This window comes from Hydrogenophaga sp. ANAO-22, from assembly GCF_042466645.1.
In the GTDB taxonomy this organism is placed as follows: Bacteria; Pseudomonadota; Gammaproteobacteria; order Burkholderiales; family Burkholderiaceae_C; genus Hydrogenophaga.
This window is the reverse complement of record NZ_CP159956.1, coordinates 2,539,838-2,564,342: the sequence shown is the minus strand read 5'-3', so window position 1 is coordinate 2,564,342 and position 24,505 is coordinate 2,539,838. Positions and strand designations below refer to the sequence as shown.

At 65.7% G+C, this 24,505-nt stretch carries 23 protein-coding genes and 1 pseudogene; 9 read left to right on the top strand and 15 right to left on the bottom strand.

Going from position 1 to position 24,505, the window contains the following annotated elements; genetic code table 11:
- Positions 1-5: 5 nt before the first annotated feature.
- Genes pcaF through ABSY19_RS12230 form a run of 5 tightly spaced genes read right to left on the bottom strand, consistent with a single transcriptional unit; the run spans position 6 to position 4,800 of the window.
- Entirely contained in the window at positions 6-1,208 is a 1,203-nt protein-coding gene (gene pcaF, locus ABSY19_RS12250) for a 3-oxoadipyl-CoA thiolase (protein ID WP_382163071.1), read from the bottom strand.
- A 32-nt stretch (positions 1,209-1,240) separates the two neighbouring features.
- Entirely contained in the window at positions 1,241-1,885 is a 645-nt protein-coding gene (locus tag ABSY19_RS12245; RefSeq protein ID WP_382163069.1) for a 3-oxoacid CoA-transferase subunit B, read from the bottom strand.
- 13 nt (positions 1,886-1,898) lie between these two features.
- Positions 1,899-2,615 (bottom strand): 3-oxoacid CoA-transferase subunit A, encoded by a 717-nt coding sequence (locus ABSY19_RS12240; protein ID WP_382163067.1) that lies wholly within the window; start codon positions 2,613-2,615, stop codon positions 1,899-1,901.
- A gap of 21 nt (positions 2,616-2,636) precedes the next feature.
- Positions 2,637-3,608, bottom strand: a complete 972-nt coding sequence (locus ABSY19_RS12235; protein WP_382163065.1) for a Bug family tripartite tricarboxylate transporter substrate binding protein — start codon at positions 3,606-3,608, stop codon at positions 2,637-2,639.
- Between the two features lie 40 nt (positions 3,609-3,648).
- Complete coding sequence (locus tag ABSY19_RS12230) at positions 3,649-4,800, bottom strand: acyl-CoA dehydrogenase family protein (RefSeq protein WP_382163063.1); 1,152 nt, start codon at positions 4,798-4,800, stop codon at positions 3,649-3,651.
- 320 nt (positions 4,801-5,120) lie between these two features.
- On the opposite strand from ABSY19_RS12230, the gene ABSY19_RS12225 reads away from it, so the two are divergent.
- On the top strand, positions 5,121-6,077 hold the full coding sequence (locus ABSY19_RS12225) for a Bug family tripartite tricarboxylate transporter substrate binding protein (protein WP_382163062.1): 957 nt from the start codon (positions 5,121-5,123) through the stop codon (positions 6,075-6,077).
- Positions 6,078-6,102: 25 nt separating this feature from the next.
- Positions 6,103-7,245: a CaiB/BaiF CoA transferase family protein gene (locus ABSY19_RS12220; protein ID WP_382163060.1), complete on the top strand. Its 1,143-nt coding sequence runs from the start codon at positions 6,103-6,105 to the stop codon at positions 7,243-7,245.
- 63 nt (positions 7,246-7,308) lie between these two features.
- Here the strand turns inward: ABSY19_RS12220 and ABSY19_RS12215 are convergent, their stop codons facing one another.
- Both ABSY19_RS12215 and ABSY19_RS12210 read right to left on the bottom strand, forming a co-directional pair.
- Complete coding sequence (locus ABSY19_RS12215; RefSeq protein WP_382163780.1) at positions 7,309-7,407, bottom strand: helix-turn-helix domain-containing protein; 99 nt, start codon at positions 7,405-7,407, stop codon at positions 7,309-7,311.
- 434 nt (positions 7,408-7,841) lie between these two features.
- Positions 7,842-8,240 (bottom strand): annotated as a pseudogene (locus tag ABSY19_RS12210) (sigma 54-interacting transcriptional regulator); the annotation flags it as partial.
- Between the two features lie 1,004 nt (positions 8,241-9,244).
- Here ABSY19_RS12210 and ABSY19_RS12205 point away from each other — a divergent pair.
- Positions 9,245-9,991 carry an SDR family NAD(P)-dependent oxidoreductase gene (locus ABSY19_RS12205; RefSeq protein WP_382163058.1) on the top strand — a complete coding sequence of 249 codons (747 nt, stop codon included), beginning with the start codon at positions 9,245-9,247 and terminating at the stop codon, positions 9,989-9,991.
- A gap of 89 nt (positions 9,992-10,080) precedes the next feature.
- Here ABSY19_RS12205 and ABSY19_RS12200 read toward each other — a convergent pair whose 3' ends face one another.
- The 5 genes from ABSY19_RS12200 to ABSY19_RS12180 all read right to left on the bottom strand — a co-directional run bounded on the left by ABSY19_RS12200 (position 10,081) and on the right by ABSY19_RS12180 (position 15,500).
- Complete coding sequence (locus tag ABSY19_RS12200) at positions 10,081-11,052, bottom strand: Bug family tripartite tricarboxylate transporter substrate binding protein (protein WP_382163057.1); 972 nt, start codon at positions 11,050-11,052, stop codon at positions 10,081-10,083.
- A gap of 94 nt (positions 11,053-11,146) precedes the next feature.
- Positions 11,147-11,926, bottom strand: coding sequence for an SDR family oxidoreductase (locus ABSY19_RS12195; protein WP_382163055.1), 780 nt, complete (start codon positions 11,924-11,926; stop codon positions 11,147-11,149).
- 280 nt (positions 11,927-12,206) lie between these two features.
- The gene (locus ABSY19_RS12190) at positions 12,207-13,316 is read right to left on the bottom strand and encodes an acyl-CoA dehydrogenase family protein (protein ID WP_382163053.1); all 1,110 of its coding nucleotides are present in this window, start codon (positions 13,314-13,316) and stop codon (positions 12,207-12,209) included.
- 90 nt (positions 13,317-13,406) lie between these two features.
- Positions 13,407-14,177 carry an enoyl-CoA hydratase/isomerase family protein gene (locus ABSY19_RS12185; RefSeq protein ID WP_382163051.1) on the bottom strand — a complete coding sequence of 257 codons (771 nt, stop codon included), beginning with the start codon at positions 14,175-14,177 and terminating at the stop codon, positions 13,407-13,409.
- Between the two features lie 69 nt (positions 14,178-14,246).
- Positions 14,247-15,500 carry a CaiB/BaiF CoA transferase family protein gene (locus tag ABSY19_RS12180; protein WP_382163050.1) on the bottom strand — a complete coding sequence of 418 codons (1,254 nt, stop codon included), beginning with the start codon at positions 15,498-15,500 and terminating at the stop codon, positions 14,247-14,249.
- Positions 15,501-15,810: 310 nt separating this feature from the next.
- On the opposite strand from ABSY19_RS12180, the gene ABSY19_RS12175 reads away from it, so the two are divergent.
- From ABSY19_RS12175 to ABSY19_RS12155, 5 genes are all read left to right on the top strand, one after another.
- Positions 15,811-16,620, top strand: coding sequence for an enoyl-CoA hydratase/isomerase family protein (locus tag ABSY19_RS12175; RefSeq protein WP_382163003.1), 810 nt, complete (start codon positions 15,811-15,813; stop codon positions 16,618-16,620).
- A gap of 39 nt (positions 16,621-16,659) precedes the next feature.
- Complete coding sequence (locus ABSY19_RS12170) at positions 16,660-17,064, top strand: Zn-ribbon domain-containing OB-fold protein (RefSeq protein ID WP_382163049.1); 405 nt, start codon at positions 16,660-16,662, stop codon at positions 17,062-17,064.
- 27 nt (positions 17,065-17,091) lie between these two features.
- Positions 17,092-18,270 (top strand): acetyl-CoA acetyltransferase, encoded by a 1,179-nt coding sequence (locus tag ABSY19_RS12165; RefSeq protein WP_382163047.1) that lies wholly within the window; start codon positions 17,092-17,094, stop codon positions 18,268-18,270.
- A 50-nt stretch (positions 18,271-18,320) separates the two neighbouring features.
- Positions 18,321-19,403 (top strand): CaiB/BaiF CoA transferase family protein, encoded by a 1,083-nt coding sequence (locus ABSY19_RS12160; RefSeq protein ID WP_382163045.1) that lies wholly within the window; start codon positions 18,321-18,323, stop codon positions 19,401-19,403.
- A 119-nt stretch (positions 19,404-19,522) separates the two neighbouring features.
- Positions 19,523-21,172: a sigma-54 interaction domain-containing protein gene (locus ABSY19_RS12155; protein ID WP_382163043.1), complete on the top strand. Its 1,650-nt coding sequence runs from the start codon at positions 19,523-19,525 to the stop codon at positions 21,170-21,172.
- 3 nt (positions 21,173-21,175) lie between these two features.
- Here ABSY19_RS12155 and ABSY19_RS12150 read toward each other — a convergent pair whose 3' ends face one another.
- From ABSY19_RS12150 to ABSY19_RS12140, 3 genes are all read right to left on the bottom strand, one after another.
- Entirely contained in the window at positions 21,176-21,847 is a 672-nt protein-coding gene (locus ABSY19_RS12150) for a hypothetical protein (RefSeq protein ID WP_382163041.1), read from the bottom strand.
- Between the two features lie 86 nt (positions 21,848-21,933).
- On the bottom strand, positions 21,934-22,296 hold the full coding sequence (locus ABSY19_RS12145; RefSeq protein ID WP_382163039.1) for a PaaI family thioesterase: 363 nt from the start codon (positions 22,294-22,296) through the stop codon (positions 21,934-21,936).
- Between the two features lie 79 nt (positions 22,297-22,375).
- Positions 22,376-22,864: a MaoC/PaaZ C-terminal domain-containing protein gene (locus tag ABSY19_RS12140; protein WP_382163037.1), complete on the bottom strand. Its 489-nt coding sequence runs from the start codon at positions 22,862-22,864 to the stop codon at positions 22,376-22,378.
- A 292-nt stretch (positions 22,865-23,156) separates the two neighbouring features.
- Between ABSY19_RS12140 and ABSY19_RS12135 the strand changes: the two genes are divergently transcribed.
- Complete coding sequence (locus tag ABSY19_RS12135) at positions 23,157-24,359, top strand: CaiB/BaiF CoA transferase family protein (RefSeq protein ID WP_382163035.1); 1,203 nt, start codon at positions 23,157-23,159, stop codon at positions 24,357-24,359.
- Positions 24,360-24,505 lie beyond the last annotated feature (146 nt).

The window sequence follows — 24,505 nt, the reverse complement described above, 5'->3', positions numbered from 1 at the left end:
CGTTTTTAGATGCGTTCTAGCACTAGCGCAATGCCCTGCCCCACGCCGATGCACATGGTGCACAGCGCGTAGCGGCCACCGGTGGCGTGCAGGCGGTTGACCGCCGTGGTCGCCAGCCGCGCGCCGCTGGCGCCGAGCGGGTGCCCCAGGGCGATCGCGCCGCCCCAGGCGTTCACGCGCTCGTCGTCGTCCTTCAGGCCCAGCATGCGCAGCACCGCCAGGCCCTGCGCGGCAAACGCCTCGTTGAGCTCGATCACGTCCAGCTGCTCCAGCTTGAGCCCGGTGAGTGCCAGCACCTTCTCGGTGGCCGGCGCCGGGCCGATGCCCATCACGCGCGGCGCCACACCGGCCGTGGCCATGCCCACGATGCGGGCCTTGGGCGTGAGGCCGTTCTTCGCCGCCGTGGCCTCGTCGGCCAGCAACAGCGCACAGGCACCGTCGTTCACGCCGCTGGCGTTGCCCGCCGTCACCGTGCCATCGGGCCGCACCACGCCCTTGAGCTTGGCCAGCGCTTCCAAACTGGTCTCGCGCGGGTGCTCGTCCTTGTCCACCACCAGCGGATCGCCCTTCTTCTGCGCGATGGTGACCGGCGTGATCTCGCGCGCCAGGTGGCCGGCCTTCTGCGCGGCCACGGCCTTGAGCTGGCTGGACAGCGCCATTCGGTCCTGCGCCTCGCGCTCGATCTTGTAGTCCACCGCCACGTTCTCGGCCGTCTCGGGCATGGCGTCCACCCCGTACTGCGACTTCATGAGCTTGTTGACGAAGCGCCAGCCGATGGTGGTGTCGTAGACCGCGTTGTTGCGACTAAAGGCGCTTTCGGCCTTGGGCATCACGAAGGGCGCGCGGCTCATGCTCTCCACGCCCCCTGCGATCATGAGGCCGGCCTCACCGGCCTTGATGGCGCGCGCAGCCGAGCCCACGGCGTCCAGGCCCGAGCCGCACAGGCGGTTGATGGTGGCGCCGGGCACCTCCAGCGGCAGCCCGGCCAGCAGTGCGGCCATGCGCGCAACGTTGCGGTTGTCCTCCCCGGCCTGGTTGGCGCAGCCGTAGAGCACGTCGGAGACGGCTGCCCAGTCCACGTTCGGGTTGCGCTGCATGAGCGCCTTGATGGGCAGTGCGCCCAGGTCGTCGGCGCGCACACTGGAGAGACCACCGCCGTAGCGGCCAAAGGGGGTGCGGATCGCGTCGCAGATGAAAGCTTGGGTCATGGGGATGTGTGGTGTCTCGAAGTGGGTCGGCGTCAGGCCGGCAGAATGGGAAGGCCCACGAGCTGTTCCAGCTCTTCACGGCCCAGGCCATCGACGATGTCGATGAGTTGGAGGCCGCAGGGGGTGCAGGCGAGGGTGGCGAGGTCGCTGTAGATGCGCTTGACGCAGCCAATGCCGGTGAGGGGGTAGGTGCATTGCGGCACGAGCTTGCTCTCGCCCTTCTTGGTGAGCAGGTCCATCATGACCCAGGTCTGCTTGGCGCCGATGGCCAGGTCCATGGCGCCGCCCACGGCGGGAATGGAGCCGGGCTCCCCGGTGCTCCAGTTGGCCAGGTCACCGGTGGCCGAGACCTGGAAGGCGCCGAGCACGCAGATGTCCAGGTGGCCGCCGCGCATCATGGCGAAGCTGTCGGCATGGTGGAAGTACACGCCGCCGGGCAGCAGCGTCACCGGTTGCTTGCCGGCGTTGATCAGGTCGTAGTCTTCCTCGCCAGCCGCCGGCGCCGGGCCCATGCCCAGGATGCCGTTCTCGCTGTGCAGCACCACCTCGATGCCCGGGGGCAGGTGGTTGGCCACCAGCGTGGGCTGGCCGATGCCCAGGTTGACATAGGCGCCGTCGTGAATGTCCTGCGCCACGCGGCACGCGAGTTCGTCCTTGGTTCTGCGGGTGTAGCTCATGGGGAGGGGGATCTCACGCGGCGTTTTTGAAGCCGCCGGCCTGGGTGGCCACGCGGGGAATGCGCACGATGGTGCTGACGTGGATGCCAGGCGTCACGACCGCCTCTGGGTCGAAGCTGCCGAGCTTGGCGATCTCGTACACGCTGGCGATGGTGCGTTTGGCGGCGGTGGCCATCACCGGGCCGAAGTTGCGCGCGGCCTTGCGGTAGGTGAGGTTGCCCCAGCGGTCGCCGCGCTCGGCCTTGATGAGCGCCACGTCGCCGAAGATGGGGTACTCCAGCACATAGGACTTGCCGTTGATCACGCGCGTTTCCTTCGCGCTGCCGTCGGCGTTCTTCGCGAGCTCGGTGCCGAAGCCCGTTGGCGTGAAGAAGGCGCCGATACCGGCCCCGGCGGCGCGCAGGCGCTCGGCCAGGTTGCCCTGCGGCACCAGTTCGAGTTCGAGCTTGCCACTGCGGTAGAGCGCGTCGAACACATGGCTGTCGGCCTGGCGCGGGAAGCTGCAGATGACCTTGCGCACGCGCCCGGTCTTGAGCAGCGCGGCCAGGCCCGTGTCGCCGTTGCCGGCGTTGTTGTTGACCACGGTGAGCTCGCGCGCGCCCTGGTCGATCAGGCCGTCGATGAGTTCACCGGGAATGCCGGCGGTGCCGAAGCCACCGATGAGCACGGTGGCACCGTCTGCGATGCCGGTGAGGGCCTCGGCAACCGAGGCGACGATCTTGTTGATCACGAAAAACTCCTCACCCGTTTATCAGTCCAGCGAAGCGCCGGTGAGGTCGCGAATGCGCGTCCACAGTTCGATTTCGGACTTGATGAAGTCGCGGAACTGCGCGGTCGTGGCGGGGGCAGGCGTACCGCCGATGGCGTTGAAACGCTCGGCCACGCCGCCGGTGGCAAGCACTTCGCGGCTCACCTTGTTGAGCTTTTCCAGGATGGCAGGGGGCAAGCCCTTGGGGCCGACCACACCGAACCAGGCCACCAGCTCGTAGCCCGGCAGGCCCGCTTCGGCGATGGTGGGCACGTCTGGCAGTGAAGAGCTGCGCTCTTTCGAGGTCACGGCAATCGCACGCAGGCGGCCGGCCTGGATTTGCGGAACGATGACCGAGGCCGTGCCGAAGACGAGGGGCACCTGGCCGCCGACCGCGTCGTTGATGGACTGGCCTTCGCCGCGGTATGGAATGTGGGCAATGTCCACCTTGGCCATGGACTTGAGCAGCTCACCGCTGAAATGCTGTGCCGTGCCGTTGCCGCCAGACGCATAGCTGTACTTGCCCGGGTTGGCCTTGAGCAGGGCAATCAGTTCGCCGAGGTTCTTGGCCGGCACGCTGGGGTGCACCGCCAGGATGTTCTGGATGCTGCCCAGACGGGCGACGGGCGAGAGGTCCACCATCGGGTTGTAGGTGGGGTTCTTGAAGAGCGCGTAGTTGCTGGCCAGCGGGCCGTTGGACGAGAACGCGAGCGTGTATCCGTCAGCCGGGGATTTGGCCACCAGATCGATGCCGATGCTGCCGGCCGAACCGGTGCGGTTCTCGACGATGACAGGCTGCCCCAGCGCCGTCGATAGCTGCTGGCCGTAGAGACGGCCCAGCACGTCGGTGATGCCGCCCGCCGAGTAGGGAATGATCAGCCGGATGGGCTTAGTGGGGTAGTCCTGCGCCATGGCGGCGCCGGAGGTGAATGCCAGCACGCACGCTGCGGTTGACAGGATTTTTCGGATATTCATGTTGTCTCCTGGGGCGGTTGATGAAAAGGGTGGTGGGGGCCTACAACCCCATTTGTTTGGCGATGACGTTCTTCATGATCTCGGTGGTGCCGCCGCCGATGGTGCCCACGCGGCAGTCGCGGTAGTACATCTGCATGTCGTGCTCCATCATCCAGGCGGCGCCGCCCATGATCTGCACGCCCATGTCGGCGCAGCGGATGTTGCTTTCGGTGCAGTACACCTTGGTGGCCGAGGCTTGCAGCGCGGGGGCGAGGCCCGCATCGAGCATGTCGGCCGTGCGGTGCACGCTGGCCACCGAGGTCTCGTACATGATCTGCAGTTCGGCGAACTTGTGCGCGATGGCCTGGTGCGAAGAGATGGGCTTGCCGAACTGCTGGCGTTGCAGCGCATAGTCGCGCGCGTCGTCGATGATGCGGCGGATGTTGCCGGCGGCCGAGGCCGACAGGCACAGGCGCTCCAGGTTGAGGCCGCGCATGAGCAGCTTCCAGCCCTGGTTGAGTTCACCCAGGCGCTGGGCCGCAGGCACGCGCACGCCGTCGAAGAACACATCGTTGGTGTGGATCATGCGGCGACCCAGACCCTTGAGCGGGCGGATGGTGAGGCCGGGGCTCTTCGCATCCACCAAGAGGAGCGTGATCCCGCGGTGTCCGGCCTGGGGGTCGGTCTTGGTGGCAACGATCAGGTAGTCCGCCACGTGGGCGCAGGTGATAAAGGTCTTTTGTCCGGTGATCACGAAGTCGTCTCCGTCGGCCACGGCGCGGGTGCGGATGCTGCTGACATCGCTGCCGGTGTCGGGCTCGGTGATGCACAGCGCGAGCTTGACGCTGCCGTCGATGATGCCGGGCATGAGCTTGGCGCGCAGATCGGGCGGCGCATTGAGGCAGACCTGCATGCCACCGTAGATCACGGTGGTGAGCCAGGCGCTGGCCATCTGCGTGTTGTGGTGGGAGACGGTTTCCACGAACACGGCCAGGTCCTTGTAGGAACCGCCCGCGCCGCCGCAATCGGTGGAGTAGGGCAGGCCCATCCAGCCGGCCTTGGCCAGCGCGGCGTAGGCGTCGTGCGGGAATTCGGCGGCTTCGTCCATGCGGCGGGCAGTGGCGCGAGGCAGTGCGTTCTGCAGCAGCGGCGGCACGCTCTCGGCAATCATGCGCTGTTCTTCCGTGTAGCCGAAGGTGTGGTCTGTGGTCATGAGAAAAAGGGGTCCTTGAATTGACGGATGCGCTAGTGTTTTGCGCTGGAGGCGAGCCCCTGTGTGCAAATGCCATGCCTGCCGAAATTGCGTTGCCATCGCATTGAAAAGTGGCGTTATGCGTCTGGCGATCGAGCAATGTGTCTTGCGCGGAGACACATTCGGTGTGCTTGGCTCAGACATCCGCGCGAGCCATGGTGGCGGGCCCTGTGTGGCGCTCTTGCTCTCCGCGTCTATGAAGTGGCTTGCCAGCGATGGCAAGGTATTTGCATTTGATCTCCGTGCAAGGCACTTCAAAACAACCCACACAGGAGACATTCATGGGCTTTCGACGACTGTTCGCTACCGTCTTCACTGCGGCACTGCCGCTGGCCGCCATGGCGCAAGGAACACCCACCAGAATCATCGTGCCGTTCACCGCAGGCGGCGCTACGGATGTGGTGGCGCGCGGGCTTGCAAGCCAGCTCTCGCGCATGTGGAACCAGCCGGTGGTGGTGGAGACCAAGACCGGCGCGGGTGGCACCATCGCCGCGCGCTATGTGGCCTCGGCACCACCCGATGGCCGCACGCTGGTGATTGTGGCCAGCGGACACGCGATCAACGAACTCGTGCACGACAAGCTGCCCTACCGCACGGTGGAAGACTTCACCGCCGTGGCGCAGGTGGTCGACGTGCCCAATGTGTTGCTCGTTCCCAAGAGCAGCAATTTCAAGAATGTGTCGGAGCTGATTGCTGCGTCAAAAAAGAACCCCGACCAGCTGTCCTACGGTACCTCGGGCATGGGAACCTCGGTGCACTTGGCGGTGGAGCTGTTCAAGTCCATAAGCGGTGCCAAGATCGATGCGGTGTTCTTCAAGGGCGACGCGGAATCGCTGGCCAACGTGATGGGCGCGCACGTGCCCATGAGTATGAACACCGTGCCGGGCGCCAAGACGCAGATCGACGCAGGCAGTGTTCGCGCGCTCGCCGTGACCTCGGGCGTGCGGGTGCCGAATCTGCCCAACATTCCCACCATGGCCGAAGCCGGGGTGCCGGGCTACGAGATGAGCACCTGGTTCGGCATCCTTGGCCCCAAGGGAATGGACCCCGCAGTGGTCCAGAAAATCAATGCCGACATTCAGACCGCCATGCGCAACCCCGAGCTGGCCGGGCCGCTGCAGGACAAGGGCATGATCGTGAACGTTGGCACGCCGGCCGACTTCGATCGCCTGATTCGTGGCGAGATCGAGAAGTGGCGCGCCATCGTGGCCCAGTTGGGCCTGCGGGGAAAGTACTGAAGCCGCAGCGAAAGGACGACCCCTCATGTCTCGCAACGCTGCTCCTTCCCGCTCGCCGCTCCAGGGCGTTCGGGTGATCGACTTCAGCACCCTGCTGCCCGGCCCGATGTGCAGCCTGCTGCTCGCGCGTGCGGGGGCCGAGGTGATCAAGGTCGAACGCCCGGGTAACGGCGACGAAATGCGCAGCTACACACCCCGGTTCGGCGCTGACTCGGTCAACTTCGCCCTGCTGAACCAGGGCAAGCGTTCGGTGGCACTCGATCTCAAGAACGCAGCGGATGTCCAACGGGCCAAGGAGCTGGTGGCGGGTGCCGACGTGTTGATCGAACAGTTCCGCCCAGGCGTCATGGACCGCCTGGGCCTGGGATACGAGGCCATGAGGGCGTTGAATCCGCGCCTGGTGTATTGCGCGATCACGGGCTGGGGCCAGACCGGTCCGCTGGCTTCCATGGCCGCGCACGACCTCAACTACCAAGCAGAAGCGGGGCTGCTGGCGCTCACCGCCACGCCGCAAGGCGAGCCCACGCTGCCCAGCATTCTCGCGGCCGACATTGCCGGTGGCGCCTACCCGGCCATGATGAACATCCTGCTTGCATTGCGCGCGCGCGATGCCGATGGGCACGGGTGCATGCTGGACGTGGCCATGGCCGACAACCTGTTCAGCTTCAACTACTGGGGCCTGGGCAACGGTTTCGCCGAGGGCCTCTGGCCCGAACCCGGCCGCGATCTCGTCACCGGGGGCACGCCGCGCTATCAGGTGTACCGCACCAAGGATCACCGCTTTCTGGCGGCGGCGCCACTGGAGCAGAAGTTCTGGGAAAACTTCTTGACCGTGCTGGAAGCGCCGCACCTGCTGAACGACGCCGATGCGCCCGATGCGGTGCGCGAAAAGGTGGCGACCATCGTGGCCAGCCGCACGGCGCAGGAGTGGATGCAGCGGTTCCAGGGCGTTGACGCCTGTGTGTCGCTGGTGAAGTCGCTGCGGGACGCAGCCGCATCGGAGCACTTTCGGGCACGCGGCCTGTTTTCAGAGCGCATCTCCGACGGTGCGGGTCGCGAGATCCCTGCGCTGCCGATTCCGGTCGACCCATCCCTGCGGGTGGCGGCTGCGGCCGTGGCGCCCTTGCTGGGGGAGGCCGACGCACGCGAGGTGGTGCGCAAGGCGTGAGGCTTCGCGGCCACAGAGCCGCTGCTCCAGTGCACGACTCAGGCCGTGAGCGCGGCGCGGCTGCTACGTGATGCCCAGTTCGCCCAGCCGCTTGTAGAGGTAGGAGCGCGAGATGCCCAGTTCGGCGGCGGCCTGCTTCTTGTTGCCGCGGCATTTCTCCATGGCCGCGCGAATGAGTTGCTCCTCCACCTCGCCCACTGCCTGGCGCACGCCAATGGCGGCCCTGCGTGGTGCGGCGTCTGCGGCGGGTGGCGTTGCCCCGCCTGCCGGTGTGGCGGGGGGGGGATCATGCCCGGCAAGGCCAGGTCGGTCGATTCCAGCACGCCAAAATCCGGCGGTTCGATGACTTCGCTCTCGCTGAAGATAGCGGCGCGTTCCACCACGTGCATCAGCTGGCGCACGTTGCCGGGCCAGTCCAGCTGCTGCAGGAACGCGATCGAGTCGGACGACAGCCGCTTCGTCGGCTGGGCGTGCCGGGTTGCAAAGTTCTGCAGCGCCACAGCCGCCAGCAGAGGGATGTCTTCGGTGCGTTCCCGCAGCGCGGGCAGCCGTATGGTGACGGCGCTGATGCGGTAGAACAGGTCGAGGCGGAAGGTGCCGGCCGCGATCATCTGCTCGAAGTCGCGGTTGCTGGCGCTGATGAGGCGAAAGCGCGAGTGGCGTGGCTCGTGGCTGCCCACGCGCTCGAAGCTGCCGTCCTGCAACACCCGCAGCAGCTTGACCTGCACCTCCGAGGGCATGTCGCCCACTTCGTCGAAGAACAGGCTGCCCTTGTCGGCCTTTTCAATCTTGCCGCGGCGGCCTTTTTTCTCGGCGCCGGTGAATGCGCCGGCCTCATAGCCGAACAGCTCGCTCTCCACCAGTGAGGCCGGCAGCGCCGCAGCGTTGACGGTCACCATGTTTTCGTCGCGCCGCGTACTCAGCAGATGGACGGCGTGCGCCGCCAGCTCCTTTCCGGTGCCGCTCTCGCCCGTGAGCAACACGGGAATGTCCATGGACGCCACCTTGGCGATCTGGCGCTTCAGACGCTCGATTGCCGGGCTGGTGCCGACGATGTGGTCCAAGCCCTGCCGCTGGTGGTGAAAGCTGCTGATCTCCCGCCGGTAGAACGCCACCTCGGTCTGCAGGCGCTTGAGCTCGGCCGACATGACCTCCAACTGCTCCGGCCCCTTGAACATCACCTGCCCCAGAGCGCCGACGACTTCGCCGTCGCGGTTGAGCACCGGATGGCGCGAGACCACGCGGCTGACACCCTTCATGGGTTGTATCGAGCCGACCTCGGACTTGCCCGTGGAGGCCACGGTGTGCAGGCGTGTGTTCTCGATCACCTGGGTGACGTGGCGGCCTGTGCCGGCGCCCGGCGCGATGCCAAAGAATTTTTCATGAACCGGGCTGATGTAGCGAAGCACACCCGCGTGGTCCACCACCGTCAGGGCTTCGAACGGATTGGTGAGCAGATGCTCCAGGATCTCGCCCGAGAACTCGACCGAAGCCACGAGTTCGATCAGCGCGTCGCGCTGATCGGGTTTGAGCACGGCGAGCACCGTGGCACCGGTGCTGGCAAGGGCCACCACGACGTGGGCCGCCTCGGTGAGGGGGTCTTCCACCAGGAACACCGCCTGGCCCAGGCCGCGCGCTTCCTGCCAGCGATCCTGCAGCACAGAAGCAAATTCGCCGCGTGAGGCCACGCCCAGCGCGGCCACCTGTTGGCCGGAGGCACCGACGACGAGCACACCGCGCAACGCCGATGTGGGGTCCGTTTCTCGCCTCGATGCTCCGCTTGTCTCGCGCGGTGGTTCCCGTGTATTCATGGCGGACATGTTAGCAACTGCCGGTGTCTTCAACGCCATGCCCACCGCGAAACGCACCGCGCTGTCAGGCGGTTCGTTCCATCCAATTGGCTGGCACAGGCGTTGCGAGGTGTGGCGGCGGGCACGTTCCGGGCCGCGGAACGGCCGACTAACTGAAATACACCTGTTGTTGAAAGGTGGGGAGACATATGGTTGAACAGAATTGCATCGTGGTCACAGGCGCCAGCCGTGGCATTGGCGCAGCGATTGCGTGGCGCCTGGCGAGTGAAGGCCACTACGTGGCGTGCCTGTCGCGTTCGGGGCGCATGCCGGCGCGCGCAGACGCCACCCCGGAGATCATCAGCCGCTGGATCACCGTGCAGGCCGACGTGACCGACGCCACCAGCCTGCGCGTGGCCTTCGAAGCCCTGATTGGCCGGGGCCTGCGAATCACCGGGCTGGTGAACAACGCGGGCGTGTACCAAGAAGGGCCGTCCGCCGAGGTCTCGGCCGATCATTGGCGCGAGGTGATGGACACCAACGCCATGTCGGTGCTCACAGCCTGCCAGGTGGCCTTCCCCGCGCTGCTGGCCGCTGGCGGCGGTCTGATCGTGAATATCGGCTCCTTCTTTGACAAGCTGGGCGTCAAGCGCAACGTGGCGTACTGCGCCAGCAAGGCGGCGGTGGGTGCGATCACGCGCTGCCTGGCGGTGGAGTGGGCGGCCAAGGGCATCCGCGTTATCGACGTCGCGCCGGGCTACATCCAGACCGACCTGAACGCCAAGGCCTTGAACCAGGGCCCTCTGCGGGCCTACCTGGAAAAACGCATTCCGGCGGGCAGCCCTGGCACCGCCGATGACGTGGCTTCGCTGGTGCATTCGCTGTTCGCGGACGGGGGGCGCTTTCTGACCGGGGAAACGATCTACGTCGACGGGGCCCAGGGCATCGCGCACTGAAAGCGCCTGCACCATGGGCGAACGCGGGGAACCCCCAAGGGGTGCCCCGCGTCTGGCGTCTGCGGCCCGTTCTGCCGGGGCTGCTGCGTTTACTCCACCTTGACGCCGGATTCCTTCACCAGGGCTGCCCAGCGGGGGATCTCGTTCTTGATGAAGAGCGAGAACTCCTGCGGCGAATTGCCCACCGTGCTGCCACCGATGTCATTGATCACCTTCAGCACGTCGGGTGACTTGAGGCTGGCAACGGCGGCGGCGTGGATGCGCTCGACGGCGGCGGCCGGAATGCCGGCCGGTCCGGAGAGGCCGAACCAGGGCCCGATTTCAAAGCCTTTCAGGCCCGATTCGTCCAGCGTGGGCACGTTCTGCATCTGGGGCACGCGTTGCTTGGACATCACGGCGAGCACCAGCAGCGAGCCGCTCTTGTAGTGCGGGCCGATGGAAGAGAAGCTCCCCACACCGACCGGCACGTGGTTGCCCAGCACGTCGCTGATGGCCGGTGCCTCACCGCGGTAGCCCACGGCGCCTACGGTGGCCTTGATGGCGCTCACGAAACCCTGCCCGGCGAAATGCGCGGCCGTGCCCATGCCGCCGTGCGCGAAGCTGTACTTGCCCGGGTTGTCTTTCAGCAGGGTGATCAGCTGCTGAATGTTGGTCACGCCCAGCGAGGGGTGGACCGTGATCATGTAGGGCACGGAAAACAGGCCGGTGATGTGGGTGAAGTCCTTCTCCGAGTCGAACGGCATCTTGGAGTACAGCGCGCGGTTGGCGGCCATGGTGCCGTTGGTCACGATGCCGACTGTGTAACCGTCGGGGATCGACTTCGCAATCGCCTCGGCACCGATGTTCCCACCGCTGCCGGTGCGGTTTTCCACCACCACGGATTGCTTCAGATTTTCAGACATGGCCTTGGCGACGGCACGCGTCACCACGTCGGTCACGCCGCCGGCGGCGAACGGAACAATCAGCCTGATGGGGCGGTTGGGGAAGTCTTGCGCCCAGGCATTCAGGGTGCCCAGGGCCAGGGCGCCGATGGCGGCCAGTTTCAGGATGCGAGTATTCATGCGTGTCTCCAGTCGTTGTGCTTCGGGTCTTTGAGCCCCTGGCGATGCCCGGGGGCCCGGCGGGTTTTTTCGTTGCTCCCTGCTTTCTCTTTTTCTAGTTCGCCACGTACTTGAGCCAGCGTCCACCGTCGACCACCAGGTTGTCGCCCGTGGTGTAGGCAGCGAGGTCAGAGGCGAGGTAGACCGCGGCGTTGGCAATGTCGGCCTTGGCGCCGAAGCGGCCCAGCGCAGTCTTCTTCTGTTCGAGTTCGCCGCGGCCGGTGTCGAGGTACATGCGCTTGACGCCCTCGGTGTCGCCAATCGGGCCGGGGGAAATGGTGTTCACGCGGATGTTGTCGCCGCCCCACTCGACGGCCAGCGTCCGGGAAAGCGAAAGAATCCCGGCCTTGGCCGCGGCAGCGTGCGCGGCGCCGGGCCAGCCCATCACGCCGAGCATGGTGATGATGCTGATGATGTTGCCGCCGTGGGTCGACTGCTTGAGGTGCTCGTAGGCCGCCAGGCAGCCGTAAAACGTGCCGTTGAGGTCGATGTCAATGACCGTCTTCCAGCCGTTGGGCGTGAGGCCGGCGGTGGGGCAATGGAAGTTGCCCGCGGCGTTGTTCACCAGGATGTCGAGAGCGCCGTACTTTGCAACGGTGTCATCGATGGAGCGCTTGACCTGGTCGAAGTTGCGCACGTCTGTCACGAAGGCCGTGGCCTCGATGCCCTGCGCCTGCAGCTCGGCCTCCGCCTTCTTCAGGCGCTCTTCGTTGCGGCTCGCGATGACGACCTTGGCGCCCATGCGCCCATAGGCCTGGGCGATGTCGAAGCCGATGTCTCCCGCACCGCCCGTGATGAAGGCGACGCGGTCTTTGAGGGTATGGGGGGCGAACATTGTGTCTCCTGGGTGTTGTGTGGAAAGTGCGTTCAGCGGGTGGTGAAACGTTCCACCAGCCCGCTGGCGTTCATGCAGATAGCAACATCGGTGCCATTCGTTTCGGCCTTGCTGTCACGAGATGGGTGAGGCAGGACGATGCATTCGCAAAGGACGTTCGTGGCTTCCGTGCACATGAAGTGATCTTGGCGGAGACATTCGCCAGACCCCGATCAAGGGTGTCCTCGAAGAAGACACGAGGGGTTCACAGCCTGTGCACCCCGCGCGGCTCGGCCGTGCTTCAGAGGCCCAGATCACGGGCAATCAACTGCCGCTGAATCTGGGACGTCCCGCCGCCGACGGTGGCGTTGCGTGCATCCCGCCAGTGCCGCTGGATGGCGTAGTCGGTGGTGTACGCGTGGCCGCCGAGGATTTGCATGCCCGCGGCGGTCACACGCTGCAGCATTTCGGAAACGAAAAGCTTGGCCATGGAGGCTTCCTTGCGGCAGGGCAGGCCCTGGTCGTAACGCCACGCGGCCACGGCCGTCATCCAGCGACCGGCTTCCAGTTCGGTGGCCATGTCCGCCAGGCTGTGGGCAATCACCTGGAACTGGCCGATGGCCCGACCAAACTGGCGCCGTTCTTTCGCATAGCCAACGGCCTCGTCGAGCACGCTGCGGGCACACCCGATGTAGTTGGCTGCCAGCGTGATGCGCTCGCGCTCGAGGTGGCGGCCAATGTAGGACCATCCGCGCCCTTCTTCGCCAATGAGGTAACGCTGGGGAATGCGCACATCGTCGAAGAACACTTCCGTGAGGCCGAGGACGCGGCGGCCAATGATGTCGAGCCGATTGATGGTGATGCCGGGGAGGTCGTTGGGCACCAGAAAGAGCGAGATGCCTTCGTGGCGGTCTTTGTGCGAGCTCGTGCGTGCGGCCACGATCATGTGGTTGTCGGGCGCATCGGCGCCGCTCGAGAACAGCTTCTGCCCCTTGAGCAGCCAATCGCCGCCATCGCGGCGTGCCGCGGTGCTCAACGATGCTGCGTCCGATCCCGAGCCGGGTTCCGTCAGGCTGAAGGAGAGCTTCATCTCGCCCCGCACGACCTTGGGCAGGATGTCCTGCCGCAGCTCTTCGGAGGCGAAGTCGGCGAGGATCATCGACCCCCAGCCTTGAAGGGCGATGCGTGTGGCGAAATCCACGCTGGGGCGGGCGACTTCTTCATACAGGATGGCGCAATCGGCCATGGGGCTTCCCATGCCCCCGTAGGCGCTGGGCACGACCATGGCCACGAAACCGGCATCGACCATGGCCTTGTACACCTCCTCCGGGTACACGCCATCGCGGTCCCACTCGCGCACTTTGTTCGGTGGGCATTGGTCCTGCACCAGTTTTTCAATGGCCGCGCGCAAGGCGACCTGGTCTTCGGAAGGCTCGAAATTTTGCACGTCTTTTCTCTTCGTCGGGTTGGGTAATGGGGTTGGGTCGGTTGTGCCGGGGGCTCAGGATTTGCGCGCCAGCGACGCCTGCATCGCAGATATCGCGCGCTGGTGGCCCTGGGTTGAGGTGGCCAGTGCGAAGGCTTCGGACTCGTGTGCCAGAACGGGCTCCAGTCCACGCGCCCAGTGCTGTGCGCACAACGCCTTCGTGAGCATCAGGGCCTCCCACGGCAGCTTCAGCATTTCTTTGGCCAGCGACAGGCTGCTGTCCTGCAGGTCCTGTGCCGGCACCACCCGCCGCGTGAGGCCGATGCGAAGGGCTTCCTGCGCGGTGAGCGTCCCTGCGGTCAGCATCAGATCGATGGCGGTCGCCGGGCTCGTCTTGGCTTGCAGCAGGGCAGAGGCCCCACCATCGGGTACCACGCCAAGTCGCACGAAGGGAAAAACCAGCTTGGCGTCTTCTGCCATGACCATCACGTCGGCAGCCAGGGCCAGCGATGCCCCGCCCCCAATGGCCCGACCCTGCACGGCTGCGATGACGGGCTTGTTCATCCTGACGATCGTCAGGTGGTGGGCCTGGGCCATCTGGATGCGCTCGCGCCAGGCCAGGGGTTCGGAGGGTGCCCCCACCAGATCTGCGCCTGTGCAGAAGTCAGTGCCTTCTGCGCGGATCAGCACCAGCTTGATGGAGGTGTCCTGTGCCACTTGAGCTAGGCAGGTGCCCAGTGACATGCGCATGTGGGGCGACAGCGCATTGAGCTTCTGCGGTCTGGACAGCACGATGATGCCCAGGCCTTCCGACTGTTCAAGCCGGACTTCGCCTTGTTCGTTCATGGAATGTGTCTCCTGTGTCTGTTTCTTCGCGGTATTCGTGCTGCCCAGCCTGCGGGCCGGGCGCGGGGTTTACCGGGATCCGAGTGCTCCGGCGCTGCGCAGCAACTCGATCTTTGCGGCGTCGTAGCCCAGCACGTCCCTCAGCACCTCGTCGGTGTGCTGGCCCAGCAGCGGCGGCGCCACGGGGTCTGTCACCGGAGTGCCGAACATCTTGAAAGGCGCGCCGATGCCGGGCACGTTGTCCACGGACGGGTGGTCCATGCTGAACAGCAGTTCCTGGCTCTGCATTTCGTCGGACGAATACGCTTCCGCAATGCTGCGCACCCTGCCAAGGGGAACGCCATGTTGCAGCGCGCTCTGCAGCAACGCGCTTTGCGTGATCTGCGAGAAGCAGGCGTTGAGCACCTCGTCGAGCGCCTTGGCGTTGGCCACGCGCTTCGAATATGTGCAGTAGTCGGGGTGGTCGGCCAGATCCGGGCGCCTGAGCACTTCCACCACCAGTTGGCGGAAGGTCTTGTCGTTGGCGCAGGTGAGGTAGAGCTCGCCGTCGGCACATTTGTAGAGACCAGCCGGTGCCGCGTTCTTGGATGCATTGCCCACGCGCACTTCGTCTTCACCCGTGATCAGGTAGTTCAGGCCGATCGGCCCGATCAGCGCGACCGAGGAATCCCACAGCGAGGCTTCCACATACTGGCCATGGCCCAGGCGCTCGCGGGCCATGAGTGCGCCCAGGATCACGTTGCTGGCAATGATGGCTGTGGTGATGTCCACGATCGACCCTCCCACGCGCACCGGTGGCTGGTCGGGGTAGCCGCTCAACGAGAAGAGGCCGCTTTCTGCCTGGGCGATGGGGTCGAAGCCCGGGCGTGATGCGTACCGCCCACGGCGACCGAAGGCGGAAATGGCGCAGTACACGATGCGCGGGTTGATGGCCGAGAGATCGTCGTAGCCCAGGCCGAAACGGTCCATGACGCCGGCCGAGAAGTTCTCGATCACCACATCGGCGTCGGCCACCAGGTCGCGCACGATCTGCCGGGCCTCTTCCTGCCGCAGATCCAGCGTGATGCTGCGCTTGTTCCGGTTCGTCCACAGGTACATGGCCCCCTGTCCCTCAAGCGCCGGGACCACGAGCTTGCGCGCATCGTCCCCGCCCTGCGGGTTCTCGATCTTGATGACGTCGGCGCCCATGTCGGCCAGAAGCTGCGTGGCGTAAGGGCCCGCGATCAGGCGACTCAGGTCGACCACCCGGATCCCGCTGAGGGCGAGAGGGGCTTGCGGATCGCGTTTTTTGGGACGGGGCAACTGCGGTCGGGTCGTTGTCATGGATGTCTTGTGTGTGTGTGTGGAAAACCCGACTTCTGCATTTAGCGTGCCAATGGCGTGGCGGCATGCGCGCGTGTGCGCACGCCGTGTGCGGGCCTGTCAACCAGGGCCGTGCGCGGCGCGAGTGTGCGTGCCAGTGGCAATGGCTGTCTTCGCGGCAGTCACTCGAATGCACGCGGCGCGCGTTTGTTCACCATGCAAGGCAGTTCTCACGGGGGAATACACCGACGCAAGCGTGCTGGCCTGCTCTTTGCAATGGGAAGGGAATCCACGCTGGACTTCAGGCGTGGGAACAGCAAGGAGACACCGAATGACCACGCCCCTGGTCACCACCGAGCAGCAAGGCCCGGTGCTGATCATCAAACTCAACAGTCCCGAGACCCGCAACTCGCTGACCCTGGAGCTGCGCGAGCAACTCGGGCAGGCCATTGCCCTGGCCGAGCGCGAGCGCAGCGTGCGCAGCGTGTTCCTCTCGGGCACCGGCCCCGCGTTCTGCTCGGGCGGGGATTTCAAGATGCTGCAGCAGGCCAGCACGCCCTGGCCCGTGCACCGGCGCTTTCGCCAGTACAGCCGCTGGCTCACCCCGCTGAGCACGCTGGAGAAGCCGGTGGTGGTGGGCGTGCACGGCTACGCCGTGGGCGGGGGCATGGGCTTGGCGCTCACGGGCGATGTGCTCATCGCCGGCGAGAGCACCAAGCTGGTGGCGGGCTTCTTCCGCCTGGGGGCGGTGCCCGACATTGGCGTGATGTACCAGTTGCCGCGCCTCATTGGCATGGCACGCGCGAAGAACTTCCTCTTTGGTGGCGACACGCTGGATGCGCAGGAGGCGCTGGCGCTGGGGCTGGTGAGGAAGGTGGTGCCCGATGCGCAGCTGCACGATGCGGGGCTGGAGGAAGCGCAGCGCCTGGCCAGCGGGCCGGCCGAGGTGATGGGCCTGGCCAAGCTGCTGATGGCGCGCAGCTTCGAGCACTCGATCGAGCAGATGTTCACTTACGAAGGGCTGGGGCAGGCGCTGGCCATGTCCAGCGGGGAGTTCCGCGAGGGCTTTGACGCCGCCATGAACAAACGCAGCCCGGATTTCATCGCCGCAGCCGCTCAGGCCGCACAAAACGGCCAATAGGCCTCGCACAAACCCATTCGTTCAACCTGAGACAACACCATGAATCCTCAGCTTCCTGTCCCGACTCCCAACCCCGACTCGCAGCCCTACTATGACGCGGCGCGCAACGACGAGCTGGTCATCCGCCAGTGCAAGGACTGCAACGAGTTCCACTTCATGCCGCGCTACCTGTGCCCGCATTGCTGGTCGACCAACCTCGCCTGGGTGAAGGCCAGCGGCCGCGGCACCGTGCACAGCTACTCGGTCGTTCGCCGCGCGCCCACGCCGTCCTACGCGGACCGCGTGCCTTACGTCGTTGCGCTGGTGGACTTGGAAGAGGGGCCGCGCATGCTGACAAACATCGTGGGCGAGGACGCCCTGACCACCCAGGTCGGTTCTGCCGTGCAGGTCTCCTTCGAGCAGCGCGGCGAATACAAGCTGCCGCAGTTTGGTCTGGCGAAGTAACCCATCCGAGAACCCGAGAGCACAAACATGATTGACAACGATTCCCTTCACAACCGCATCGCCATCGTCGGCGTTGGCGAGTCCGACATCGGCAAGGTCCCCGGCATGAGCGGTTTGGGGTTGAACGCCCAGGCGGCCAAGCGCGCGCTGGACGACGCAGGCCTCAAGGTCAGTGACATCGACGGCCTGCTGACGGCCTACTCCTTCACGGAGCCTTACTTCATGCTCGGTTCCGTGATGTGCGAGTACCTGGGCATCAAGCCGCGCTTCAACGCATCCATGGTGGTCGGCGGATGCTCGCCGGCCATCATGCTCAAGCACGCGGCCGAGGCCATCGCATCGGGCCAGTGCCACACGGTGCTGGTGTGTGCCGGCGAGAACCGCGCCACCGGCCAGTCGCGCGACCAGGCCATCTCCGCGCTGATGGCGGTGGGCCATCCGTACTACGAGCAGCCCTACGGCCCGTCCATCCCCAGTTTTTATGCGCTGATCGCACAGCGGCACATGGCGGAGTTCGGCACCACGCAGGAACAGCTCGCTTCCGTGGCGGTCACCACGCGCGAGCACGCGCTGCTGCACCCGAACGCCCACATGAAGAAGCCGCTCACGATGCAGGAGGTGCTCGCCTCCAAGCCCATCGCCGATCCGCTCAAGATGCTCGACTGCTGCCTGCTGTCGGACGCTGGCGGCGCCTTCATCGTGACCTCGGCCGAGCGTGCCAAGGACCTGAAGTGCAAGCCCGCTTACCTGGCCGGCATTGGCGAGTACCACACGCACGAGCACATCATGTGCGCGCCCAGCCTGACCGAGTTCGGTGCGAAGGAATCGGGCGAGGTGGCGTACCGCATGGCGCGCATGAATCCGTCGGACATCGACGTGGCCCAGCTCTACGACTGCTTCACCATCGTTCCGATCATCGAACTGGAGGAACTGGGTTTCTGCAAGCGCGGCGAGGGCGGTCTCTTCTACGAAGAAGGCCACACGCGCGTCGGTGGCAAGTTGCCCGTCAACACGCACGGCGGCATGTTGTCCCACGCACATGCTGGCGCGGCGGGTGGCCTGCTCGGCATCGTCGAGGCAGTGCGGCAGTTGCGCGGCGGCCTGGGGGCGCGGCAGGTGGAAGGTGCCGAAGTGGCGCTGGTCCACAACGAGGGCGGCATCCTGTCGTCGCACTGCACCGTCATCCTCACCAAAGACAAGTACTGATCGCCATGAGTTCAACGGTTCAAACGCAGCAGCCCCTCAAAGGGCTGCGGGTGCTCGACTTTTCGACGTTGCTGCCCGGCCCCTATGCCACGCTGCTGCTGGCAGAGGCGGGCGCCGAGGTCATCAAGATCGAGAAGGCCCAGGGCGGCGACGAGCTGCGCACGGGCGTGCCGCGCTGGGGTGACGACTCCATCAACTTCAACCTGCTCAACGCGGGCAAACGCAGCATCGCGCTGGATCTCAAGCAGACGCCATCGCGCGCGAAGCTGCTGCCGCTGATTCGCGAGGCCGATGTGCTGGTGGAACAGTTCCGCCCGGGCGTGATGGACCGCCTCGGGCTGGGCTATCAGGAACTGCGGCAGATCAACCCCCGGTTGATTTATTGCTCCATCACGGGCTATGCCGCAGACGGTCCGTCGGCGAAGACGGCGGGGCATGACCTGACGTACATGGCCGATGCGGGCCTGCTTTCCCTTAGCTGCGGCAATGGGGGCGAGCCCACGCTGCCGCCGGTGCTGGTGGCCGACATTGGCGGTGGCACCATGCCCGCGGTGATGAACATCCTGCTGGCGCTGGTGCAACGCAACCACACCCAGGCGGGCACGCACATCCAGGTGTCCATCACGGACAACCTCTTCGCCTGGCCTTATGCGAGCGTGCAACGGGGCATGGTGTTCGGGGAGTGGCCGAAAACGGGTGGCGAGCGCCTGACCGGGGGGACGCCCCGCTACCAAATCTACCGTGCCAAGGACGGCCGCTACATCGCCGTGGCTGCGTTAGAAGACCGCTTCTGGCAGGTGTTCTGCGACTGCATCGAGTTGTCGCCGCGGTGGTGCGACGACAGCAAGGACCCGAAGTCGACGCAAACGGCGGTGGCTGCCCTGATCGCAGAAAAGGACAGTGGCACCTGGCGGGCCATCTTCGCCGGCAAGGACGCATGCGCCAGCGTGGTCCGCACGCTGGAAGAAGCCGCACAGGATCCGCAGTTCGCGCGCCATTTCCAGCGCGGCATCCGCCGCGGCGACCGGGAAGTGCCTTCCGTGGCAACGCCGATTGCACCGCAGTTCCGGCGCGCCGAGCTCACGGCCGCCCCGGCATTGGGTGCGGACAACGCGACCTTGCTGGGTCCATGAGCGCTCGTTGCGACGGCGCGAGGGCATGATCCGCGGGGCGCGCGTTGCCCGCATCCTGCCCGCCGTCGCAACCACGCCGAACGCCCGTTCCGCCAAGGCTGGGTCGGTAGAATCGCGCCATGCAACGCAGCGATTCCGTCCTTGATTTCGGCCTTGTCGTCGTGGACGCGATGGGTGCGCCGAAGTTTGCACACGGGCTAGGCAAAGACCCCGACATTCTTGACGCACTGCAGCGCCGCCTGGCGGATGCGGAACCTCAACCGATCGACGTGTTCTGCGTGAAGGCGCGTGGCGACTGGCTCGTCGCCTGCCGCACCGACCGCTCGGGATCGGTCTGCCTGATCCAGCGCCAGGACAGTGCCGCCGGTCTGCTGAATCTGCTCATGGCGACGGACTTCGCCGGTCCCGTACTCGAACAGTTGATCGAGGGCCTGACCATGGGGATGGTCGTGACGGACGCCCAGTCGAGCGTGCGCCATGTCAGCGCTTCCATGAAAGACGTGCTGGGCCTGGACGGGGCCGCTGGCGTAGAGAACCTTCCCTCCGACGCGCTGGCGAAATTCGAACTGCCGCAGGCGCTGCAGACCGGGCAGACGCGGGCGGGAGAGCTCGTCGATGCCGACGGCGTGCGGCGCCCCCTGATGACCTGGCCGATCGCCGGGCGGCAAGGCTGGCTCGGTGCGGTGGGCGTGGTGCTGCCGCAGGCGGCGGACGGCGGCACTTTCGCGCCCGTTCGCACCCCGGGCCGAAGCAGCTCTAAGGGCGCGACCGGCACCGTCCGGTCCGATGAGGGCGCGATCAAGCTCGATCACATGGTCGGCAGCAGCGAGGCCATCATGCAGCTCAAGTCCGACATCGCGAAAATCGCGCCGCTGGATGTGCCCGTGCTCATCGTGGGCGAAAGCGGAACCGGCAAGGAGCTGGCCGCAAAAGCCATTCATGCGCTGAGCGCGCGCGCCGACCAGACCATGGTGTTCGTCAACGCAGCGGCGCTGCCTTCGGGGCTTGTGGAGAGCGAGTTGTTCGGCTATGAGGCGGGCTCGTTCACCGGGGCGGAGCGCGCCGGGCGCAAAGGCAAGTTCGAACTGGCCGACAAAGGGTCTCTGTTTTTCGACGAAGTCGGCGACATGCCGCTTGAAGTGCAAGTCAAGTTGCTGCGCGTGCTGCAGGATGGTGTGTACGAACGAGTGGGGGGACACCGCTCGTTTCGCTCCAGCTTCCGCCTCATCAGCGCCACCAACCGGAATTTCCAGGACATGATTGCCGCCGGGAATTTTCGGCTCGATCTGTTCTACCGCATCAGCGGTGTGACGATCCGCATGCCCAGCCTGCGGGAGCGGCTGAGCGACCTGCCCTTGCTGGTCCGGGGCTTTCTCGATGCCTTCGCGCAGCGCCACCAGGGGCAGGCCAAGGGGATCGGCAAAGGGGTGATCGAGTTTCTCTCCGAGGGTACCTGGCCCGGCAACATCCGCCAGCTGGTGCATGAAGTAGAGAAGGCGGCCATTTTCTGCGACGGCCCCGAGATCACGGTGGAAGACTTCCGTTTTCTCGGCACCGAGGCGGCGCAGCAGCCGGTGTCACCGGTGGCCGCGCCGCAGGTGCCCATGCCGTCGCAGGGCTTGCACGATGCCGTCGCGAGCCTTGAAAAGGCCATGATTCAAGAGGCCATGGCGAAGTACCGGGGCAACAAGAAGAAGGTGGCGGAAGAGCTGGGCATCTCCCGCGCCTACCTGTACAAGATCCTCGGCGAGACGCAGGAGCGGAGCTAGGCTTCAGCGCTGGTGCGCCGAGAGCAGGCTGTAGCCGAGGATGGAGCCGATCAGCAGGCCCGAGCTGGCGCTGTTGCTCGCCAGCAGTTCGGCGTGCATGGCAGGGGTGGTTGCGTTGCGGTTTGAGCTGCCCAGGAACAACACCCAGTTGGTGTAGTTCTCGAGGTTCTCGCGGCTGCTCACATCGGCGGCAGCGGTTAGTTGAGAATCGGCTTCCCAGAGCGCCACGCGCACGATGCCGCCCTGGTTCAAGAGCCGCGGTGCGAGTTGCTCGGCCAGATAGCGGCGGGCCTCCTGTTCACGTCCCTTGACCGGCGAGCACTGCACGATCACGGCGCCGCCACCCAGGCCAGACCCGACCGACCACGTTTCACGGCACACCGACCACTGCAGGTTGCGAAAGCCTTTGCGCACGCGCTGCCGCCACGCGCTGGGCGAGGCGATCTGCTGGCGGTAGGTCTCCGAGAGGATGGCCTGGATCGACTCGCAACGGTAGACCACCATGTACGAGAAGTGGCCGCCCACAGCGTGGTAGCGCTGTGCGGCCAGGAAGCCCGGCAGCGCAAGCCGCTCGGGGATGGCTTCGTGTTCGTACCAGTCGTTGAAGTCCGCCTCGAGCTCGGGCGTCACATTGCTCAACGCCAGAATCACGCCGGGGTAGGAGGCGGCATCCATATTCGATGGGGCGGATTGACCGCCTGCGGAAAGACTGGGTGTTGTGTTCAAGAGGGCCCCCGACAGGAATGCAGATGAGGTTCTATTCACTGGGCGGGCACATCGGCCATTCCGAGAGATGGTGGGTCAATCGGTCGCGAAATTATATGGTAGACGCCCTGCGCAGACGCGATGACGGGACCGCCATCGGACGCGAAAACCGACATGCTGGAGAAGTAGAGCGAGCGGCTTTTTCGCGTCACCTCAGCGCGTGCCTGCAAGCGCATGTCTTCACGCCATTTGGCGGCGTGCAGGAACTGCGCATTGAGCGACACCGTGGCGGCGCGGGGCGTTGAATGGTGCGACGCGCCAGCCCACAGGCCGGCCACGTCCATGAGCGTGAGCAGCACGCCGCCGTGCACCATCCCCTGGCGGTTGCACAGCGCGGGCACCACCGCGATCTCGATCAACGCATGGTCCTCAGGGGCTGGCAGGTGCGCCAGCCCGATCAGATCGCCGAAGTGGGCGTGTGTCATCGACGCAGGCACATCACTGGGGGCGGCGACGGTACAGCAGCTTGGCCTGCATCTCCTGCACGGTTTCGTCGCGCTGGTTGACGATGGTGCGCTTGAGCGTGACCACGCCGCGGTCGGGCTTCGAGGCAGACTCCTTCTTTTCGAGGATCGTGGTGATCATGCGGACGGTGTCACCGTGAACCACGGGAGCGATCATGCGCCAGCCGTCGATCTGCAGCAGCGCGAGCAGCGTGCCGTCGTTGACGCCGCTGGCGTACTGCAGGCCTGCCGAGAGGGCATACACCAGGGGGCCGTGCGCAATCGGCTCGCCTGAAGCGGTGCTCTTTTTGCAGTACTCGAAGTTGGTGTGCACCTCGTTGAAGTCGCCGGTCAGGCAAGCGAAGTTGACGATGTCGGTGCTGGTGATGGTTCGGCAAGGCGTGCTGAACACGTCGCCGATCTTGAAGTCCTCAAAGTACTTGCCGCGAACGGGAACGGGTGGGAGGGTGGTGTTGGTTGTCATATCAATCCTTTCGTTGTGTTGGCCTCCGTGTGTCAGCAACAGCCGTGCCACCGCCGGTTGCGCATGAATGCGAGCCAAAGGCCTGCTGGCGTGCGCGAGCGACAGGCAATGTGTCTGACCTGTGGACATGGGATGTGTGCACGCTCCAGACAAACGGACCGCGGCGCTGCGCGCGTGGCCTGCGTTCCCCCGGTGATCCGGTGCTCGCGCGATTGGCATGTGTCTTGCGGACGCACTCTGGAGACAGGGGCGACGGAAGTGCCCCGCATGAACCAACTCTGCAGGAACAAGAATGAGCAAGACTGTGTCGCCGCTGGAAGGCATTCGCGTCATCGACATGACATCGCTGGGCATGGGGCCCCTGGCGGCGCAGATCCTGGGTGACAACGGCGCCGACGTGATCAAGCTCGAGTCGCCCGACGGTGACATCTTCCGCCACGTGTTGCCCCAGCGCTCTGCGGGCATGAGCCACGCGTTCATCCAGTTCAACCGCAACAAGCGCAGTGTGGCGTTGGACCTCAAGACCGCCGAAGGCAAGGAGGCGTTCTTGAAGCTGCTGAAGACGGCCGATGTGCTGCTGTCGAACATGCGGCCCGCCGCCATGGCGCGCCTGGGCCTCACGGTCGAGGCCCTGCGGGAGATCAAGCCCGACCTCATCTATTGCGCGTGCTACGGTTACTCGGAGCGTGGCCCGTACGCGGGGCGCCCCGCCGCGGACGACACCATCCAGGCCATGTCTGGCCTGACGGGGCTGCAGCAGATGGCCACCGGTGCGCTGCAGTACGTACCTTCCGTGGTGGCCGACAAGGCCGTGGGCCAGGCGGTGGCCAACGCCATTCTGGCGGCGATCATCCACCGGCTGCGCACCGGCGAGGGCCAGGCCGTTGAAGTGCCGATGTTCGAGACCATGGTCTCGTTCGTGATGCCGGAGCATGTGTCGGGCCGCACCTTCGTGCCGCCCATCGGCGAGGCGGGCTACGCGCGCATCATCACGGCCCAACGCAGGCCTTTCCGCACCAAGGATGGCTACCTCTGCGTGATGCCCTACACCACGCCGCAATGGCTGCGCTTCCTGCGGCTGATTGGCCGCCACGATCTGGCGGACGACCCCGATGTGGCCGATATGGGGGGGCGCAGCCGCCGCTTTGAAGAACTCTACGCCGTGATCTCGGATGCCATGCCGCAGCGCACCACCGACGAGTGGATCGCGGATCTGGTCGAGCACGACATCCTCTTCGGGAAGGTGAATTCGCCGGAGGACCTGATGCAGGACCCCCACCTGAAGGCGGTGGACATGTTCCCGGAAGTCGATCACCCCACCGAAGGCCGGCTGCGCATGCTGGGCTTCCCTGTGAATTTTTCGGGTACGCCGCAACGCCTGCGCCACCTGCCCCCCACGATTGGTCAGCACACGCGCGAACTGCTGCGCGAGCTGGGCTACGACGACGCGGCCATCGACGCGATGCAAGCCAGGCGCGCGCTCGTGGCTGCATGACGCCGGTGTACGGGGCGCAGGCAGCGATGTCTGTGAATGGCATCCAAGAGTGTCTTTGACGCGGGCAAAGCAGCGCGCCACGCGCGATGCGGGGGCGTATCTGCCCCAACTGCAAGGGATTTTTCCTCTGGCGCCGACTGGCACAC

What these genes read in the sequence shown, in the direction of transcription:
- ABSY19_RS12220 (WP_382163060.1), top strand. Translation starts at nt 6,103, where the DNA reads ATGTCTCGCAACGCTGCTCCTTCCCGCTCGCCGCTCCAGGGCGTTCGG.
- ABSY19_RS12195 (WP_382163055.1), bottom strand. Translation starts at nt 11,926, where the DNA reads ATGTTCGCCCCCCATACCCTCAAAGACCGCGTCGCCTTCATCACGGGC.
- ABSY19_RS12180 (WP_382163050.1), bottom strand. Translation starts at nt 15,500, where the DNA reads ATGACAACGACCCGACCGCAGTTGCCCCGTCCCAAAAAACGCGATCCG.
- ABSY19_RS12170 (WP_382163049.1), top strand. Translation starts at nt 16,660, where the DNA reads ATGAATCCTCAGCTTCCTGTCCCGACTCCCAACCCCGACTCGCAGCCC.
- ABSY19_RS12155 (WP_382163043.1), top strand. Translation starts at nt 19,523, where the DNA reads ATGCAACGCAGCGATTCCGTCCTTGATTTCGGCCTTGTCGTCGTGGAC.
- ABSY19_RS12200 (WP_382163057.1), bottom strand. Translation starts at nt 11,052, where the DNA reads ATGAATACTCGCATCCTGAAACTGGCCGCCATCGGCGCCCTGGCCCTG.
- ABSY19_RS12140 (WP_382163037.1), bottom strand. Translation starts at nt 22,864, where the DNA reads ATGACAACCAACACCACCCTCCCACCCGTTCCCGTTCGCGGCAAGTAC.
- ABSY19_RS12185 (WP_382163051.1), bottom strand. Translation starts at nt 14,177, where the DNA reads ATGAACGAACAAGGCGAAGTCCGGCTTGAACAGTCGGAAGGCCTGGGC.
- ABSY19_RS12235 (WP_382163065.1), bottom strand. Translation starts at nt 3,608, where the DNA reads ATGAATATCCGAAAAATCCTGTCAACCGCAGCGTGCGTGCTGGCATTC.
- ABSY19_RS12175 (WP_382163003.1), top strand. Translation starts at nt 15,811, where the DNA reads ATGACCACGCCCCTGGTCACCACCGAGCAGCAAGGCCCGGTGCTGATC.
- pcaF (WP_382163071.1), bottom strand. Translation starts at nt 1,208, where the DNA reads ATGACCCAAGCTTTCATCTGCGACGCGATCCGCACCCCCTTTGGCCGC.
- ABSY19_RS12205 (WP_382163058.1), top strand. Translation starts at nt 9,245, where the DNA reads ATGGTTGAACAGAATTGCATCGTGGTCACAGGCGCCAGCCGTGGCATT.
- ABSY19_RS12215 (WP_382163780.1), bottom strand. Translation starts at nt 7,407, where the DNA reads ATGGAGAAATGCCGCGGCAACAAGAAGCAGGCCGCCGCCGAACTGGGC.
- ABSY19_RS12135 (WP_382163035.1), top strand. Translation starts at nt 23,157, where the DNA reads ATGAGCAAGACTGTGTCGCCGCTGGAAGGCATTCGCGTCATCGACATG.
- ABSY19_RS12165 (WP_382163047.1), top strand. Translation starts at nt 17,092, where the DNA reads ATGATTGACAACGATTCCCTTCACAACCGCATCGCCATCGTCGGCGTT.
- ABSY19_RS12225 (WP_382163062.1), top strand. Translation starts at nt 5,121, where the DNA reads ATGGGCTTTCGACGACTGTTCGCTACCGTCTTCACTGCGGCACTGCCG.
- ABSY19_RS12150 (WP_382163041.1), bottom strand. Translation starts at nt 21,847, where the DNA reads ATGGATGCCGCCTCCTACCCCGGCGTGATTCTGGCGTTGAGCAATGTG.
- ABSY19_RS12230 (WP_382163063.1), bottom strand. Translation starts at nt 4,800, where the DNA reads ATGACCACAGACCACACCTTCGGCTACACGGAAGAACAGCGCATGATT.
- ABSY19_RS12245 (WP_382163069.1), bottom strand. Translation starts at nt 1,885, where the DNA reads ATGAGCTACACCCGCAGAACCAAGGACGAACTCGCGTGCCGCGTGGCG.